Source organism: Micromonospora sp. NPDC048868, assembly GCF_043198195.1.
Lineage (GTDB): Bacteria > Actinomycetota > Actinomycetes > Mycobacteriales > Micromonosporaceae > Micromonospora > Micromonospora reichwaldensis.
This window is the reverse complement of record NZ_JBICUN010000012.1, coordinates 1-15,928: the sequence shown is the minus strand read 5'-3', so window position 1 is coordinate 15,928 and position 15,928 is coordinate 1. Positions and strand designations below refer to the sequence as shown.

Here is a 15,928-nt window from a genome sequence, read left to right as displayed (position 1 = left end):
TCCGTGATCCCGCCAGCCCTCGACCTCACCGTGCTGGAGCGCGCCGCGCGGCAGCCGGACCGCGCCCTGTACGTCTTCGACGATCCGGCCCGGCCGGTGACCACGGGGGAGTTCGCCGACCTCGCCGGCCGGGCCGCCGCCGTCCTGGCGGCCCAGGGCGTCGGCCGCGGCGACCGGATCGCGGTCTGGGCCGAGAACGGGCTGGCCTGGCTGGTGCTGCTGGCCGCCGCAGCCTGGCGGGGCGCCGCCCTGACCACCCTGCACCCCGGCCTCACCGGGCCCGAGCTGACCTCGGCGCTGGCCCGCAGCCGGCCCCGGCGCCTCTACGCCGCCGAGCGGGTCCGCGACCGGCACGGCCCGTCCACCGTCACGCGGGTCCTGGCGGCGCTGCCGCCCGGCGAGCGCCCGGACGGCTGGCACGTCCTCGACGCGGACCTGGGATCCGGGGCTCTGTCGGGGCTGCCCGGCTGGGACGGCCCGGTTCCCGCACCCGTGGGTGATCCCGACGCCGCCTGCAACATCCAGTTCACCTCGGGCTCCACCGGCCCCGCCAAGATGGTGTCGCTGAGCGCCGGCAACCTGCTGGCCAACGCGGCCTGGACGGCCGAGGCGGCCCGGCTGCGCGCCGACGACCGGATCGCCTCACCGCTGCCCCTGGCCCACGCGGCGGGGCTCGGCAGCGGGGCGATGCTGGCGCTGGTGACGGGCGCGCTGTGGGTCTCCGCCCGCCGGTTCCGCACCGAGCCGGTCCTCGACCAGATCCAGCGGCACGCGTGCACGGTGGTGCAGGCCGTGCCCACCATGGCGTCGATGCTCGCCGACCGCGTCGAGCGGGACCCCGGACGCTGGGACCTGTCGTCGCTGCGGGTCGGCTTCCTCGGCGGCGCCACGTGCACCCCGGCGCTGCTCACCCGCACCCGCCGGGTGCTCGGCCTGGACCGGGTGGCGGTCGTCTACGGCCAGACCGAGGCCGGTCCGACGATCAGCCTGGACCCCGGCGACGGGACCTGCGGCGCGCCCGGTGACACCGTCGGCCGCGTCCTGCCGGCCCTTCAGGCCACCGTGGTCGACCCCGTCACCCGCGCCCCGCTGCCCGCCGGGCAGGTCGGGGAGCTGCTGGTACGCGGCAGCTCGGTCACCCGCGGCTACGCCGACGACCCGTTCACCACCGCCGCCACGATCACCAGCGACGGCTGGCTGCGCACCGGCGACCTGGGCGCGCTCACCGAAGAACGGGTCCTCACCCTGGCCGGTCGGATCAAGGAACTGATCATCCGCGGCGGCGAGAACGTCCACCCCGCCGAGGTCGAGGCGGTGCTCGCCGACGACCCGGCCGTGGCCCGGGTGTGCGTCCTCGGCGTGCCGTCGGCCCGCTGGGGGGAGGAGGTCGCGGCCCTGGTCGTGACCGTCCCCGGTGGGCACTGCGACGTCGACCGGCTCACCCGCACCGCCACCGAACGGCTGGCCCGGCACAAGGTGCCGACCCTGATCCGTACCGTCGCCGACCTGCCGCTGCTGCCGTCCGGGAAGGTCGACCGGCGGGCCGCCCGGGAACTGCTCGTCGCGGAGGGGAAACGCTGATGCAGCTCGGATCGTGCTTCCTGGACTCGCTGACCGTCACCAGCTTCTTCGGCAACGCCGAGATGCGCGGGGTCTTCAACGACCGGCAGCTCATGCAGTCCTGGCTCGACGTGGAGGCCGCCCTCGCCCGGGGCCAGGCGAAGCTGGGCATCATCCCGTCCGCCGCCGCGCAGGCGATCACCGAGGCGGCCCGCGTCGAGCGGCTCGACACGGCGGTGCTCGCCGCCGACGCCGCCGACACCGTGCACCCGCTGGTGCCGCTGGTGCGCGCGCTCACCGCCGCCTGCCCCGGCGACGCGGGTCGCTACGTCCACCTCGGCGCCACCACCCAGGACGTGATGGACACCGGCTTCGTCCTGCGGGCCCGCGACGGCCTGGACATCGTGCAGCGGCAGGTCGACGAGCTGGTCCGCGCGCTGCGGCGGCTCGCGCTGCGCCACCGCGCCACCCCGATGGCCGCCCGCACCCACGGGCAGCAGGCGTTGCCGACGACGTTCGGCCTGCGCTGCGCGGTGTGGCAGGACGAGCTGCAACGCCACCGCGTCCGGCTGCGGCAACTGCGCCAGCGGCTGCTGGTGACCAGCATGGGCGGCGCGGCCGGCACGATGGCCGGCTACGGCGCGCAGGCGTTCGCGCTGGAGCAGGCGGTCGCCGCCGACCTGGGGCTCGGCGTCGCCGACACCCCCTGGCACGCCACCCAGGACCGCTTCGCCGAGTGCCTGATGGTCTTCGGTCTCGTCGCGGCCAGCGCCGAGAAGCTGGCCCGGGAGGTCTACTTCCTCGGCCGCACCGAGGTCGGCGAGGCGTACGAGTCGCAGCGCGCCACGCAGGTCGGCAGCAGCACGATGCCCCACAAGCGCAACCCGATCCGCTGCGAGGCGGTGATCGCCGCCGCCGGCACCCTGCGGGCCCAGGTGCCCCTGGCGTTGCAGACCATGGTCGCCCAGGACGACCGGGACATGGGCGTCGGGATGACGCTGTGGAAGCTGCTGCCGGAGTGCTTCATCCTGCTCGGCGGCGCGATGCAGCGCCTGGTCGACGTCTTCGGTGACCTCGGCGTCAACCCCGACCGGATGCGCGCCAACCTCGACCTCACCGGCGGGCTCGTGCTCTCCGAGGCGGTGATGCTGCGCCTGGCCGGTCCGCTCGGCCGGGAGCAGGCCCACCACCTGGTCATGCGGATCGTCCGCGACAGCCTCGATGCGGGCCGCCCGTTCGCGGAGACGCTGCGCGCCGACCCGCAGGTGACCGCCGCCCTGCCCGCGGCGGAACTCGCCGGCCTGCTGGACCCGCTGTCGTACGTCGGCCACGCCGCCGCGCTGGTCGACCGCGCCCTACTGAACTCGGAGTCGCCATGACCGCCGCACACCGTGCCGACGAGTCCGTGCTGCTGCACCGCGACGGCCGGCTGGCCCGGGTGACGCTGAACCGGCCCGCCCGGCGCAACAGCTTCGACCTGGCGATGCTCGCCCGCTTCGAGGACGTGCTGCACGAGCTGTCCCGCGACGAGGGGACCGAGGTGGTCGTGCTCACCGGCGCCGGCACCGCGTTCTGCGCCGGCACCGACCTGCACGAGCTGGCCACCCTCGACGCCCGGGCCACGATGTCCGTCCAGCGCCGCACCGCCGAGCTGGTCGAACGCTGGTACCGGCTGGAGCAGACCACCGTCGCGGCGTTCAACGGCCCGGCCATCGGCTCCGGCGCGGTGCTCGGCCTCGCCAGCGACCTGCGGGTGGCCGCCGACACCTGCTTCGCGACCTTCCCCGAGGTGGGCTTCGGCATCCCGCTGACCTGGAGCGGCATGGCGATCCTCGCCGACCTCGTCGGTGCCGACCTGGCCAAGCGCTGGCTGCTGCTCGGCGACCGGATCCCCGCCGACGAGCTGCGCGACCTGCGCCTGGTGACCGAGGTGGTGCAGCCGGAGCGGCTCGCCGACGCCGCGACCGGGATCGCCGAGCGGCTGCTCGCCACCTCCGCGGTCGGCCGGTCGATGACCAAGCGGGCCGCCCGCCTGGCCGGGCCCCGCTTCGAGGCAGCCGCCAACGACTCCTACCTCGGCGCGCTGAGCGTGGCGCTGCGGCCCGCCGGCGACTACCTCGCCCGGGACCCCCGGTGAGGGCCGGCGAGGCGATCGCCGACGCCATCGTGGCGCACGGGGTCGACACGATCTTCGGGCTGCTCGGCGACGCCAACATGTTCCTGGTCGCGGACCTGGTGCAGCGCCACGGCGTCCGGTTCGTGGCCGCCCGCAACGAGAACGCCGCGGTGATGATGGCCGACGGCTGGGCCCGCGCCACCGGGCGGTGCGGGGTCGTCACCGTGACCCAGGGCCCCGGCCTGGCGGTCGCCGGCGCCGCGCTGACCATCGCCCGGCAGGCCGGCACGCCGCTGGTCCTGATCGCCGGCGACACCCCGCCCGGCGACCCGCTGCACGTGCAGAGCTTCCCGCAGCAGCCGTTCGCGCTGGCCACCGCAGGAGCGTTCGTGCCCGTGACGGCGCCGGCCACCGCCGCCCGCGACGTCGGCCTGGCGTTCCGGGCCGCCGCCGAAGGCCCCGGCCCGGTGGTCCTCGACGTGCCCATCGACCTCCAGGACGAGCCGGTGCCGGCCGGTGCCGCGCCCGCGCCGGCCGTCGCCGCGCACCGGGCCGCCGCGCCGGCACCGACCGACGAGGCCGTCGCCGAACTGGTCGGCCGGCTGGCCGCCGCCCACCGCCCGGTGCTGCTGGCCGGGCGGGGCGCCGAGGCGGCGGCCGACGACGTACGCCGGCTCGCCGACCGCTGCGGCGCGGTGCTCGCCACCACCGTGCTGGCCGCCGGGCTCTTCGCCGGTCACCCGTACCACCTGGGGGTGGCCGGGGGACTGGCCCGCCCGCTGACCCGGCGGGTGCTGGCCGACGCGGACCTGGTGGTCACCTTCGGCGCCGGACTCAACCGGTGGACGGCCGACCACGGCGCGCTCTTCCCCGCGGCGCGGGTGGTTGCCGTCGACGCCGACGCGCGGGCGCTGGGGGCGCGCTGGCCCGTCGACCTGGGGATCGTCGGGGACGCGGCGGTCACCGCGCGGGCCGTGACGGCCCGGCTCGACCCGCGCGAGCGCCCGGAGTGGCGCAGCCCCGCCCTGGCCGCGCAGATCGCCGCGGCCGACCCGTTCGACGGCATCGAGTTCGTCGAGGGGGCGGCGGGCATCGACCCCCGGGCGTTCATCCGGATCTGCGCCCGCCGGCTCCCGGCCCGGCGCACCACCGTGGTCGGGGTGGGGCAGTTCGGCGGCTGGCCGAACCTGCTGCTCGACTCGTCGGCCATGGACCGCGCGTTCATCGCGCCCTGGGAGTTCGGCAGCATCGGCGTCGGCCTGCCGTACGCCGTCGGTGCCGGGGTGGGCCGCCCGGACCGGCCGGTGGTCGCCTTCGAGGGCGACGGCAGCCTGCTCACCGGCCTCGGGGAGCTGGACACGCTGGCCCGGGTCGGTGCGCCCGTGCTGCTGGTGGTCCTCGACGACGGCGGCTACGGCGCGGAGGTGCGCAAGTTCGGCCCGCGCGGCGTCGACCCGGCGTTGGCCCGGTTCCCGGCCCGGGACCTGGCCGCCGTGGCGCGGTCCCTGGGCGTACCGGCCTGGACGGTCACCGACCAGGCCGGCGCGGAGGCGGCGTTCGACGAGGTGCTGCCGGTGACCGGGCCCAGGGTGCTGCACGTGCGGGTCCTGCCCGAGGTCACCCAGGAGCGGTTCTGACGGTGCGGTCAGTCGCCCCACCGGTCGCCGAAGCCGTGGCCGAGCTGCCGGGACAGCTCGGCGGCGGTACGGCAGGCGGCGTCGGCCAGCTCCCGGGTTCGGGTGTCGTCCAGGCGGAAGATCGGCCCGGAGATGCTGATCGCGGCGGTGACCCGGTCGTGCCGGTCGCGTACGGGGGCGGCCACCACCCGCAGCCCGTGCTCGCTCTCCTGGTCGTTCAGGGCCCAGCCCTGCTGTCGCACGGTGGCCATGTGCGCCACGAAGGTGTCCAGGTCGGTGATGGTGTTGCTGGTCAGCGCCCTGAGCGGCACGGTGGCGAGCAGGGCGCGCAGGGCGTCGTCGTCGTGGTCGACGAGCAGCGCCTTGCCGGCCGCGCTGCACCACAGCGGGATGCGCCGGCCGAGGCGGCTGACGAGCTGCACGTTGCGGGTGCCCTGCACGACGTAGAGCGAGAGGGCGTCGGAGCCCTCCAGGACGGCGAGGTTGACGCTCTCGCCCTCGTGCTCGGCGAGCTGGTGCAGCAGGGGCCGGGCCAGCGCGTGCAGGTCGATGCCGGCGAGGAAGCGGGCGCCCAGCTCGAAGACGGCGACGCCGAGGCGGTAGGTGCCGTTCTCCTCGTTGCGTTGCAGGAAGCCGGCGTCGGCCAGCGCGCGGAACAGCCGGCTGGCCGTGGACTTGTGCAGGCCCAGTTCGCGGCTGACGTCGCTGACCTTGCGCTCGACGGCGTCGCCCCGGAAGGCCAGCAGGACGCCCAGGGCGCGGTCCAGCGCCTGGGTGCCCGACTCGCGTGGGGCGGCGCCCTCGTCGGGCGTCGGGTCAGTGGCGTACGACATCTTGCTTCCCTGCCTTTCCGGCTGCTAGGTTTCATAATATAACTCTAGGACCACATGATGGTCCACTCTACGGTGGTTCAACCCACGGTGGTCCACTCGCCCTGACCAGTCCAGGTCCACTCCGGCGGCAGATACGGACCGACACCGGAAATCAGTGAGGCATCCGCATGACTGTGAATCCGATCGACCTGGAAGTCGTCACCGAAAGTCTCATCTCGATCGTCCGCGAGATGCGACAGACGATCTTCCGTACCGCGCACTCGCCGGTGATCGCCGACGCCCAGGACTTCTCCTGCGCCCTCTTCGACCCCTCGGGGCAGATGGTCGCCCAGGGCCGGGACATGCCGGGACACGTCATCGCCATGCCCGCCTCGGTGGCCGAGATCTTCGCCGACTTCGCCGCCGAGATGCGCCCCGGGGACCTCTACATCGTCAACGACCCGTACCGGGGCGGCAGCCACCTCAACGACGTCACCCTGATCAGCCCGGTCTTCGTCGACGGGCAGCTGTTCCTCTTCCCCTGCGTCCGGATGCACTGGGCCGACATCGGCGGCATGACCCCCGGCAGCGTCTCCGGCCAGGCCACCGAGATCCTCCAGGAAGGGCTGCGGATCCCGCCGATCAAGCTGATCGAGGCCGGCCGCCCCAACCGGGCCGCCTTCGACATCCTCTTTGCCAACGTCCGGATGGCCGAGGAACGCCGCGGCGACCTCGAATCCAGCATCGCCGCCTGCCACACCGCGCAGCGACGGCTGAAGGAACTCGTCGACCGCTGGGGCACCGGACTGATCCTCGACTGCGTCGCGGCCAACATGGACCGCACCGAGCAGCGGCTGCGCGACATGATCCGGTCGCTGCCCGACGGCACCTACCGCTACGAGGACTACCTCGACCTCTACACCGACGGCGACTACGACGCCGCGATCGTCCGCTGCCGGCTGACCGTCGACGGCGACGAGATCGAAGCCGACTTCCGGGGCTCCTCCACCCAGGTCGCCGCCGTGGTCAACTCGTCGCGGGCGATGACCGTCGCCGGGGTGTTCATCGCCGTCAAGTCCGCCCTCGACCCCGGCGGGCTGGTCAACCACGGCGCGTTCCGGCCCCTGCGGGTGCGCACCGAGCCCGGCACGGTGGTCCACGTCAGCTACCCCGCCCCGGCCAACGCCCACAGCGAGGTCCGCAAGCGGGTCATCTCCGCGGTGATGGCCGCGTTGAGCCAGGTGGCACCCGACCTCATCGCCGCCGACCAGTTCGGCACCACCTTCCAGAACCTCATCGGCGGCGTGGACGAGCACACCGGCCAGCCCTACCTCTACTACGACTACCCGGCCGGCGGCAACGGCGGATTCCTCGAATCAGACGGCCCCAGCGCGATGAACCCGGTCGACCTCGGCGACATCTCCACCATCCAGTCCGTCGAGCGGCTGGAGACCGAGATCCCGATCCTGGTCGAGGCCTGCGAGCTGCGCGCCGGCTCCTGCGGAGACGGTACGCACCGCGGCGGCCTGGGCAGCCGGCGGGAGACCCGGCTGCTGGCCAGCGGCGGGGCGTACTCGGTGCAGACCGACCGCACCACCGTCCCCCCGTACGGGCTGCGGCACGGCGGCCCGGGCGCGCCGACGGTCACCCACCTGCGCCGCGCCGACGGCCGACGGGTCGACTTCGACACCCCCGGCAAGATCGCCGGCTTCCCCATGCGGGCCGGGGACGTGCTGGTCATGGAGTCCGCCGGCGGCGGCGGCTGGGGCGACCCGCTGGACCGCGCGCCCGACGCCGTCGCCGAGGACGTCCGGCAGGACTACCTGACCGGCGAGGAGGCCCGCCAGCGCTACGGCGTCGTCCTCGACGGCGCCGGCGAGGCCGACCGCGCGGCCACCGCCGAGGAGCGGCAGCGGCTGCGCGACGAGCGGAGCTGGCTGCGCCTCACCACCACCGACCGGCCCGCCTACACCGGCCGACGCGGCCAGCGCCGGCTGGCCTACGTCGCGCCCGGAAGCGGCCTCGCCGAGGAGAGCCTCGTCGAACTGCACGGCGTACACCCGGCACCACTGCGGGCCTGGCTGCGGCACGACGCCGCGCTCGCCGCCGACGAGATAGCCCTCGACGACGACGGGATGCAGATCCTCGGCGGCACCACCGAGCACCGCGCGTACGTGCGCGTCCTCACCGGGGAGGGGCGGCCATGAGCAGGGTCTTCCGGGTGCCGGTGGCGACCACCAGGCCCCGCACCGGTGGCGGCGCCGGCAACGCCCCGGCCCCGCAGGCCGCCCCGGCCCGCGCCGGCATCGTCGCCGGCTGCCTCAGCCCACACCCGCCCCACCTGATCTACGCGGAGAACCCGCCGCAGAACGAGCCCCGCTCCACCGGCGGCTGGGAGACGCTGCGCTGGGCCTACGAGCGGCTGCGCAAGCGCATCCAGGAGGTGCACCGGCCCGACGTGCTGATCGTGCACGCCCCGCACTGGATCACGATGGTCGGCCACCACGTCAACTGCGCGCCCAACCCGCGCGGCATCTCCGTCGAGCCGATCTTCCCGCACCTCTTCCGCTACCGGTACGACTTCCACACCGACGTCGAACTCGGCGAGGCCATCGTCGAGGAGGCCAGCGGCCTCGGCCTGGTCACCCGCGCGATGCGCGACCCACGGGTACGCGTCGACTACGCCACCATCGGCGCCCTGCACCTGGCCAACCCCGCCTGGGACATCCCCGTGGTCTCCCTGTCGGCGAACAACAACCCGTACTTCTACTCCGACGCGGCGCTGGAGGAGATGGAGGTGCTCGGCGAGGCCACCCGCCGCGCCGTCGAGGCCACCGGCCGCCGCGCCGTGCTGCTCGCCTCCAACTCCCTGTCGCACCTGCACTGGCACGAGGAGCCGGCACTGCCGGAGGACATGGAACGCGAACACCCGTACAACAACCACCAGTACCGGTGGGACATGAAGCTGCTCGAAGCGATCCGCCGGGGACCGACCGCCCCGCTGCGGGAACTCATCACCGAACACATCGAGGCGACCGCGTCGGAGACGAAGGCCGGCAGCCTCACCTGGCTGCTCGCCGCGATGGGCTGGCCCAAGGTCGCCGGAGACGTGCTCGGCTACGGCACGATCATCGGCACCGGAAACGCCGTCGTCGAGTGGCTGCCCGAGGGGAGCCCCCATGGCTGACCGGACCGGAATCGTCGCCGGAGCGCTCGTGCCCGGCATGCCCCACCTGCTCGCGAAGGAACCCGCACCGAGCTGGGCGGCACTGGCCTCGGCCGCCCGCGACGTGGGCGAACGCCTGCGCCGGCTGGAGCCCGACGTCGTCCTGCTGCTGTCCACCCAGTGGTTCACCGTCCTCGGCCACCAGTTCCAGTGCGACCCCAACCCGCGCGGCGAACACGTCGACGAGAACTGGTACGCCTACGACTACGGCCTGCTCCGCTACGACCTGCGCTTCGACGTGGAGTTCAGCGAGCGGTGGGCCGACCGGGTGCAGGCCGACGGCAAGCAGGCGCGCCGCACCCGCTACGAGGGCTTCCCGATCGACGCCGGGACCATCGTCACCTCCGCGCTGCTCGACCCGGAGCGCAAGCTGCGCTGGGCGCAGGTCTCCTGCAACCTGTACGCCGACGCCGACACCCTCGCCGACGTCGGCCGGGCCGGTGCCGCCGCCGCCCGCGACGCCGGAGTACGCGCCGCCGTCGTCGTGGTGAGCGGCCTGTCCTCCGGACTCATCCAGCAGTGGATCGAGCCGGGTCAGGACCACATCGGCACACCCGCGCACGACCAGTGGAACACCCGCGTACTCGACCTGCTCACCGCCGGCAAGGTCGACGAGGCGCTCGCGATCCGCGAGGACTACGCCCGGCAGGCCCAGGCGGACAGCCAGTTCCGGGCCCTCGCCTTCGCCGCCGGAACCGGCGCCGCCAGCGGCCCGGCACAGCTGCACTCGTACGGCCCGATCTGGGGCACCGGCGCCGCCGTCCTGTCCTGGAACCTGCCCGAGCGTCCCTGACCGAAGCCGACCCGCAACCAGAGCAAGGAGCAGACATGCGAAACGTGGCCGTGGGCTTCGTCGAAGCCGAGGGTTTCACCCCCATCTTCGACGCCGTCGACGCGATGGTGAAGGCCACCGAGGTCGAGGTGACGAAGGTCGTACGCCTCGGCGGCGGCATCGTCGCGGTCGCCGTGCGCGGCGACCTCGCCACCGTCGAGGAGGCGGTGGACATCGGCGAGGAGACCGCCCGGGCGCGCAGCCGCTCGGTGCGCTCGATCGTCTTCGCCAGCCCCTGCGACGCGGTGAGCGCGTTGGCCGCCGAGCCTGACCTCGTCGGCAACTGACAACCGGGTAAGGAGAATCAGCCATGTCCTCCGACATCGCGATCGGAATCGTCGAGACACGCGGCCTGGTGGCCCTCTCGGCGGGAATCGAAGCCATGATCAAGACCGCCGACGTCCGGTGCGCGGCCGTGGAACGGGTCACCAGCGGCTACCTCGCGGTCGCCGTCCGGGGCACCCTCGCCGCCGTACGCCAGGCAGTCTCCGCCGGCGAGGCCGCCATCCGCGCCCACGGCGAGCTGCGCAGCTCCCAGGTCTACCCGAAGCCCCACCCGACCACGGCGGCCCTGCTGGACGCGCCCGAACCGGCCCGCATCCGCGAGGTCATCGCCGGCCTACGGGGAGAAACCGATGGTGCTCGGTGACGTCGTCGGCAAGGTGTGGGCCGACCGCATCCTGCCGGCGTTGCAGGGCAGGCGGCTCGTCCTGGTCCGCCCGCACGGCGACGGGCCCGACCTCGTCGCCGTCGACCCCCTGAACGTCGGCGTCGGCACCACCGTCCTGGTAGTCACCGACGAGGCCGCGGCCGCCGTGACCGGCCAACCCACCGTGGACGCCGCCGTGGTCGCGCTCGTCGCCGACCTCGGCAGCGAGCGGACCGAACCCAGCACCTGAACCGGAAGGGACACCTGACGATGGCCGAGTCATCCTGGCCGGTGAGTCTGCGCGACGGCCACCCGGGCGCCGACCCGCCGACCCTGCGTAACTTCGTGGGCGGTGAGTTCGTCGAGGGCGGGCGGCGGTTCGTCAAGCGCAGTCCGGTGACGGGTGAGCCGGTGTTCGAGGTGGTTGAGGCGGACCGGGCGTGTGTGGACGATGCGGTCGCCGCCGCGCGGGGGGCGTTGCGGGGGCCGTGGGGTCGGATGGGGGAGCGGGAGCGCGCGGAGGTGTTGCGTCGGGTCGCCGTCGAGTTGGAGCGTCGTTTCGACGACCTGGTGACCGCCGAGGTCGCCGACACCGGCAAGTCGATTTCGCAGGCGCGCACGTTGGACATTCCGCGTGGTGCGGCGAATTTCCGTGCGTTCGCGGAGATCGTGGCGACGGCGCCGACGGAGTCCTTCACCACGGTCACCCCGACCGGTGGCCGGGCGTTGAATTATGCGGTCCGCAAGCCGGTGGGTGTGGTGGCGGTGATCGTGCCGTGGAACCTGCCGCTGCTGCTGCTCACCTGGAAGGTCGCTCCGGCGCTTGCCTGCGGTAATGCGGTGATCGTGAAGCCGAGTGAGGAGACGCCGGCGTCGGCGACGTTGTTGGCGGAGGTGATGGCGGCGGCGGGTGTGCCGGAGGGTGTGTTCAATCTGGTGCATGGCTTCGGTCCGGATTCGGCGGGTGAGTTCCTGACCCGTCATCCGGACGTCGATGCGATCACGTTCACCGGCGAGTCGTCGACCGGCAGCGCCATCATGCGGGCGGCGGCCGAAGGTGTTAAGGCGGTCTCCTTCGAGTTGGGTGGCAAGAACGCCGGTCTGGTCTTCGCCGACGCCGACCTGGACGCGGCGGTGGCCGGTTCGGTGCGGTCGAGTTTCACCAATGGTGGTCAGGTGTGTCTGTGCACGGAGCGGGTCTATGTGCAGCGGCCGGTGTTCGAGGAGTTCACGGCCCGGCTCGCGCAGCGGGCTGGTGAGCTGTCGTTCGGATGGCCCGCCGACGAGGCCACGGTGAACATGCCGCTGATCTCGCATCAGCACCGCGACAAGGTGTTGGGCTATTACGACCTGGCTCGTGGTGAGGGTGCGCAGGTGCTGACCGGGGGCGGCGTGCCGGCCTTCGGTGATGCGCGTGATGGTGGTGCGTATGTGCAGCCGACGGTGTTGACGGGATTGGGCCCGCGGGCGCGGACCAATCGCGAGGAGATCTTCGGGCCGGTGGTGCATGTGGCGCCGTTCGACGATGAGGATGAGGCGTTCGCGTTGGCGAACGGCACGGAGTACGGGCTGGCGGCGGCGGTGTGGACGCGGGACGTGGGTCGGGCGCACCGGGCCGGTATGCGGTTGGACGCGGGGATCGTGTGGGTGAACACGTGGTTCCTGCGGGATCTGCGGACGCCGTTCGGTGGGGTGAAGGCGTCCGGGATCGGGCGCGAGGGTGGCGTGCACTCCCTCGATTTCTACTCCGAGTTGACCAACGTCTGCGTGGACCTGACATGACCGGACGCGGCGAGTGCATCGGTGACGCGGGTGCGGTGAACGCGGCGAGCACATCGTGTGTCGGGCGCACCGGGCCGGTATGCGCTTGGACGCCGGCCTCAGTGTCGCGGGGTGTCCGTCCGGCTTCCGGTCGACCCGCGGCTGTCGGTAGCGGCTCCGAGTGGAGTGGGGAGCTGACATGAGCGTTGATTACGAGGCGGCGGCGCGGGAGCTGGTCGACGCGCGGGACGACGGTAAGCCGTGTGCGCCGCTGCGGGGGCGGTTGCTGCCGGAGGGCGACGTTACGTCGGCGTACCTCGTGCAGCAGCTTCAGGTGCGGCAGTGGTTGCAGCGCGGCCACCGGCGGGTCGGGGCGAAGGTCGGGTTGACGTCGCGGGCGGTGCAGGAGTCCTTCGGTGTGTTCCAGCCGGACTTCGGGGTGCTGACCGACGACATGGCGGTGGCCGACGGGGCCGAGGTGCCCATGGGCCGGCTGTTGCAGCCCCGGGTGGAGGCGGAGGTCGCGTTCGTGCTGGGCGCGGACCTGCCCGACGAGCGGATCACCGGCGCGGATGTGATCCGGGCGGTGGATCACGTGTTGCCGGCGATCGAGATCGTGGATTCGCGGGTGGCGGGGTGGGACATTTCGATCGTGGACACGGTGGCGGACAACGCCTCCAGCGGCCTGTTCGTGCTGGGCACGACGCCGCGCCGGCTGGCGGATGTGGATCTGCGGCTGTGCGGCATGGTCCTCGAGCAGGCGGGTGAGCAGGTGTCTGTCGGCGCAGGGGCGGCGTGTCTGGGTAATCCGTTGCATGCGGTGCAGTGGTTGGCGCAGACCCTCGCACGCTCCGGTGATCCGCTGCGTGCCGGGGATGTGGTGCTGTCCGGGGCGCTCGGTCCGATGGTGCCGGTGACGGCGGGTGCGGCGTACGAGGCGCGCATCTCGGGGCTGGGTTCGGTGCGTACCTGTTTCTCGGGGGAGGCGTCGTGAGCGCGATGGCGGTCTTCGCGGTGGTGCGTGCGCGCAATGGCCTGGCGACCGTCGCGGTCTTCGGTGAGGGGGAGGCGTCGTGAGCGTTGGTGTGGCGGTGATCGGGTCGGGCAACATCGGCACCGATCTGATGATCAAGGTGTTGCGGTTGTCGGAGTCGCTGCGGATGGTGGCGATGGTGGGCATCGACCCCGGCTCCGATGGTCTGGCGCGGGCGCGGCGGTTGGGTGTGGCGACCACTGCCGAGGGTGTCGATGGCCTGGTGGCGATGCCGGAGTTCGCGGATGTGGAGTTGGTGTTCGATGCGACGTCGGCGGGTGCGCACCGTTACAACGATGCGGTGTTGGCGGCGCATGGTCGGCTGGTGGTGGATCTGACGCCGGCGGCGGTGGGTCCGTATGTGGTGCCGCCGGTGAATCTGGACGAGCACCTGGGTGAGCGCAACGTGAACATGGTGACGTGTGGTGGGCAGGCGACCGTGCCGATCGTCGCCGCCGTGGGTCGGGTGACGCCGGTGGCGTACGGCGAGATCGTCGCGTCGATCGCGTCGAGGTCGGCGGGGCCGGGGACGCGGGCGAACATCGATGAGTTCACGGAGACGACGGCGCGGGCGATCGAGGTGGTCGGTGGCGCGCAGCGTGGTAAGGCGATCATCGTGTTGAATCCGGCGGATCCGCCGTTGTTGATGCGTGACACGGTGTACTGCCTGTGCGAGGACGCCGACGCCGATCGGGTGGCGATCGCCGCGTCGGTGGGGCGGATGGTGGCGGCGGTGCAGGAGTACGTGCCGGGGTACCGGTTGAAGCAGGACGTGCAGTTCGATCGGGTCGATGCGTACGTGCCGTCGTTGGGTCGGCACCTGAGCGGGTTGCAGGTGTCGGTGTTCCTGGAGGTCTCCGGCGCGGGGCACTATCTGCCGGCGTACGCGGGGAACCTGGACATCATGACGTCGGCGGCGCTGCGTACGGCGGAGCGGCTGGTTGGGCTGCGATCGGCAGCGACCGGCCATGACAGCGCGGGCCGCGACGGCGCTGGTGGCGATGGCGCGGGCGATGGCGGCGCTGGTGTCGATGGCGTGGGTCGGGACGTCGTGGAGGTGACCCGGTGACTGATCTGTACATCCAGGACGTGACGTTGCGCGACGGCATGCACGCCGTCGCCCACCGCTACACGGTCGAGCAGGTTCGCACGATCGCCGCGGCGTTGGACGCCGCCGGTGTAGCGGCGATCGAGGTGGCACACGGCGACGGCCTCGCGGGGTCGAGTGTCAACTACGGCCATGGTGCGGCCAGTGACGCCGACTGGATTGCTGCGGCGGCGGAGGTGATGACGAACGCGAAGCTGACGACGCTGCTGCTGCCGGGGATCGGCACGATCGCGGATTTGAAGGCGGCGAAGGCGCTCGGGGTGACGAGTGTGCGGATCGCGACGCATTGCACGGAGGCCGACATTTCGGCGCAGCACATCGCGTGGGCGCGGGAGAACGGCATGGACGTGTCCGGGTTCCTGATGATGTCGCACATGAACGACCCGGCCGGCCTGGCGGGGCAGGCGAAGTTGATGGAGTCGTACGGGGCGCACTGCGTCTACGTCACCGATTCCGGCGGCCGACTCCTCATGTCCGACGTCGCCGAGCGGGTGGACGCGTACCGGCAGGTGTTGGAGCCGAGCACGCAGATCGGTATCCACGCCCACCACAACCTCTCCCTCGGCGTCGCCAACAGCGTCATCGCCGTCGAGCACGGGCGGATCCTCGGTGACGGGCCGCTGGGTTCGGCGCACGGTCGGACGGTGCGGGTCGACGCGTCCCTGGCGGGGCAGGGTGCCGGGGCGGGTAACGCGCCGTTGGAGGTGTTCGTGGCCGTCGCGGAGTTGCACGGGTGGGAGCACGGTTGTGACGTGTTCGCGCTGATGGATGCCGCTGACGACATTGTGCGTCCGTTGCAGGACCGGCCGGTGCAGGTCGACCGGGAAACCCTCTCCCTCGGGTACGCGGGGGTGTATTCGAGTTTCCTGCGGCACGCGGAGCGGGCCTCGGACAAGTACGGGGTGGACGTGCGCTCGATCCTGGTCGAGTTGGGCCGCCGCCGCATGGTCGGCGGGCAGGAAGACATGATCGTGGACGTGGCACTGGACCTCGCCGGCAAGGAGACCTCATGATCGGGCCGGACACCGCCGGTATCGCCGAGCGCCTCGGCGAGGCGGCCGACACCGCCACCGCCATCCCGCAGCTTGCTGCCGAGACCGGTCTGGATGTGGATGCGGCGTACGGGGTGCAGACCGCGTTGATCCAGCGTCGCCTCGACCGCGGTGAGCGGCTGGTCGGGTTGAAGATGGGCCT

Annotated in this window: 14 protein-coding genes and 2 pseudogenes; 15 read left to right on the top strand and 1 reads right to left on the bottom strand. The window is 72.7% G+C overall.

What is annotated here, in order from left to right:
• The first annotated feature begins 3 nt into the window (after window positions 1-3).
• Genes ACGFNF_RS19450 through ACGFNF_RS19435 form a run of 4 tightly spaced genes read left to right on the top strand, consistent with a single transcriptional unit; the run spans window position 4 to window position 5,313 of the window.
• Entirely contained in the window at window positions 4-1,581 is a 1,578-nt protein-coding gene (locus ACGFNF_RS19450) for a class I adenylate-forming enzyme family protein (protein ID WP_393169539.1), read from the top strand.
• Window positions 1,581-2,939, top strand: coding sequence for an adenylosuccinate lyase (purB, locus tag ACGFNF_RS19445; RefSeq protein WP_311412342.1), 1,359 nt, complete (start codon window positions 1,581-1,583; stop codon window positions 2,937-2,939). Before ACGFNF_RS19450 ends, purB begins: the two co-directional genes overlap by 1 nt.
• Complete coding sequence (locus tag ACGFNF_RS19440; protein ID WP_393169537.1) at window positions 2,936-3,697, top strand: enoyl-CoA hydratase/isomerase family protein; 762 nt, start codon at window positions 2,936-2,938, stop codon at window positions 3,695-3,697. The genes purB and ACGFNF_RS19440 overlap by 4 nt, the downstream gene beginning before the upstream one ends.
• Window positions 3,694-5,313 (top strand): thiamine pyrophosphate-binding protein, encoded by a 1,620-nt coding sequence (locus ACGFNF_RS19435; protein WP_393169535.1) that lies wholly within the window; start codon window positions 3,694-3,696, stop codon window positions 5,311-5,313. Before ACGFNF_RS19440 ends, ACGFNF_RS19435 begins: the two co-directional genes overlap by 4 nt.
• An 8-nt stretch (window positions 5,314-5,321) precedes the next feature.
• Here ACGFNF_RS19435 and ACGFNF_RS19430 read toward each other — a convergent pair whose 3' ends face one another.
• Window positions 5,322-6,146: an IclR family transcriptional regulator gene (locus ACGFNF_RS19430; protein ID WP_393169533.1), complete on the bottom strand. Its 825-nt coding sequence runs from the start codon at window positions 6,144-6,146 to the stop codon at window positions 5,322-5,324.
• A gap of 167 nt (window positions 6,147-6,313) precedes the next feature.
• Between ACGFNF_RS19430 and ACGFNF_RS19425 the strand changes: the two genes are divergently transcribed.
• From ACGFNF_RS19425 to ACGFNF_RS19375, 11 genes and pseudogenes are all read left to right on the top strand, one after another.
• Window positions 6,314-8,332: a hydantoinase B/oxoprolinase family protein gene (locus tag ACGFNF_RS19425; protein WP_393169531.1), complete on the top strand. Its 2,019-nt coding sequence runs from the start codon at window positions 6,314-6,316 to the stop codon at window positions 8,330-8,332.
• Window positions 8,329-9,312, top strand: a complete 984-nt coding sequence (locus ACGFNF_RS19420) for a tRNA U-34 5-methylaminomethyl-2-thiouridine biosynthesis protein (RefSeq protein WP_393169529.1) — start codon at window positions 8,329-8,331, stop codon at window positions 9,310-9,312. The genes ACGFNF_RS19425 and ACGFNF_RS19420 overlap by 4 nt, the downstream gene beginning before the upstream one ends.
• On the top strand, window positions 9,305-10,144 hold the full coding sequence (locus ACGFNF_RS19415) for a 2-amino-5-chlorophenol 1,6-dioxygenase subunit alpha (protein WP_151454614.1): 840 nt from the start codon (window positions 9,305-9,307) through the stop codon (window positions 10,142-10,144). Before ACGFNF_RS19420 ends, ACGFNF_RS19415 begins: the two co-directional genes overlap by 8 nt.
• Window positions 10,145-10,179: 35 nt before the next feature.
• Window positions 10,180-10,470 (top strand): BMC domain-containing protein, encoded by a 291-nt coding sequence (locus tag ACGFNF_RS19410; RefSeq protein WP_121398123.1) that lies wholly within the window; start codon window positions 10,180-10,182, stop codon window positions 10,468-10,470.
• Window positions 10,471-10,493: 23 nt separating this feature from the next.
• On the top strand, window positions 10,494-10,832 hold the full coding sequence (locus ACGFNF_RS19405) for a BMC domain-containing protein (RefSeq protein ID WP_393169526.1): 339 nt from the start codon (window positions 10,494-10,496) through the stop codon (window positions 10,830-10,832).
• Entirely contained in the window at window positions 10,819-11,082 is a 264-nt protein-coding gene (locus tag ACGFNF_RS19400; RefSeq protein ID WP_151454616.1) for a EutN/CcmL family microcompartment protein, read from the top strand. The genes ACGFNF_RS19405 and ACGFNF_RS19400 overlap by 14 nt, the downstream gene beginning before the upstream one ends.
• A gap of 20 nt (window positions 11,083-11,102) precedes the next feature.
• Window positions 11,103-12,614, top strand: a complete 1,512-nt coding sequence (locus ACGFNF_RS19395) for a 2-hydroxymuconic semialdehyde dehydrogenase (protein ID WP_393169524.1) — start codon at window positions 11,103-11,105, stop codon at window positions 12,612-12,614.
• A 178-nt stretch (window positions 12,615-12,792) separates the two neighbouring features.
• Window positions 12,793-13,587: a 2-keto-4-pentenoate hydratase gene (locus tag ACGFNF_RS19390; RefSeq protein WP_393169522.1), complete on the top strand. Its 795-nt coding sequence runs from the start codon at window positions 12,793-12,795 to the stop codon at window positions 13,585-13,587.
• A gap of 79 nt (window positions 13,588-13,666) precedes the next feature.
• Window positions 13,667-14,581, top strand: a pseudogene (locus ACGFNF_RS19385) (acetaldehyde dehydrogenase (acetylating)); the annotation flags it as partial.
• 110 nt (window positions 14,582-14,691) lie between these two features.
• Window positions 14,692-15,747 carry a 4-hydroxy-2-oxovalerate aldolase gene (dmpG, locus tag ACGFNF_RS19380; RefSeq protein ID WP_393169520.1) on the top strand — a complete coding sequence of 352 codons (1,056 nt, stop codon included), beginning with the start codon at window positions 14,692-14,694 and terminating at the stop codon, window positions 15,745-15,747.
• Window positions 15,744-15,928 (top strand): annotated as a pseudogene (locus ACGFNF_RS19375) (4-oxalocrotonate decarboxylase); the annotation flags it as partial. The gene dmpG and the pseudogene ACGFNF_RS19375, both read left to right, overlap by 4 nt.

Coding starts and splice junctions, on each gene's coding strand:
- purB (WP_311412342.1), top strand. CDS start 1,581: ATGCAGCTCGGATCGTGCTTCCTGGACTCGCTGACCGTCACCAGCTTC.
- ACGFNF_RS19440 (WP_393169537.1), top strand. CDS start 2,936: ATGACCGCCGCACACCGTGCCGACGAGTCCGTGCTGCTGCACCGCGAC.
- ACGFNF_RS19430 (WP_393169533.1), bottom strand. CDS start 6,146: ATGTCGTACGCCACTGACCCGACGCCCGACGAGGGCGCCGCCCCACGC.
- ACGFNF_RS19425 (WP_393169531.1), top strand. CDS start 6,314: ATGACTGTGAATCCGATCGACCTGGAAGTCGTCACCGAAAGTCTCATC.
- ACGFNF_RS19420 (WP_393169529.1), top strand. CDS start 8,329: ATGAGCAGGGTCTTCCGGGTGCCGGTGGCGACCACCAGGCCCCGCACC.
- ACGFNF_RS19415 (WP_151454614.1), top strand. CDS start 9,305: ATGGCTGACCGGACCGGAATCGTCGCCGGAGCGCTCGTGCCCGGCATG.
- ACGFNF_RS19410 (WP_121398123.1), top strand. CDS start 10,180: ATGCGAAACGTGGCCGTGGGCTTCGTCGAAGCCGAGGGTTTCACCCCC.
- ACGFNF_RS19405 (WP_393169526.1), top strand. CDS start 10,494: ATGTCCTCCGACATCGCGATCGGAATCGTCGAGACACGCGGCCTGGTG.
- ACGFNF_RS19400 (WP_151454616.1), top strand. CDS start 10,819: ATGGTGCTCGGTGACGTCGTCGGCAAGGTGTGGGCCGACCGCATCCTG.
- ACGFNF_RS19395 (WP_393169524.1), top strand. CDS start 11,103: ATGGCCGAGTCATCCTGGCCGGTGAGTCTGCGCGACGGCCACCCGGGC.
- ACGFNF_RS19390 (WP_393169522.1), top strand. CDS start 12,793: ATGAGCGTTGATTACGAGGCGGCGGCGCGGGAGCTGGTCGACGCGCGG.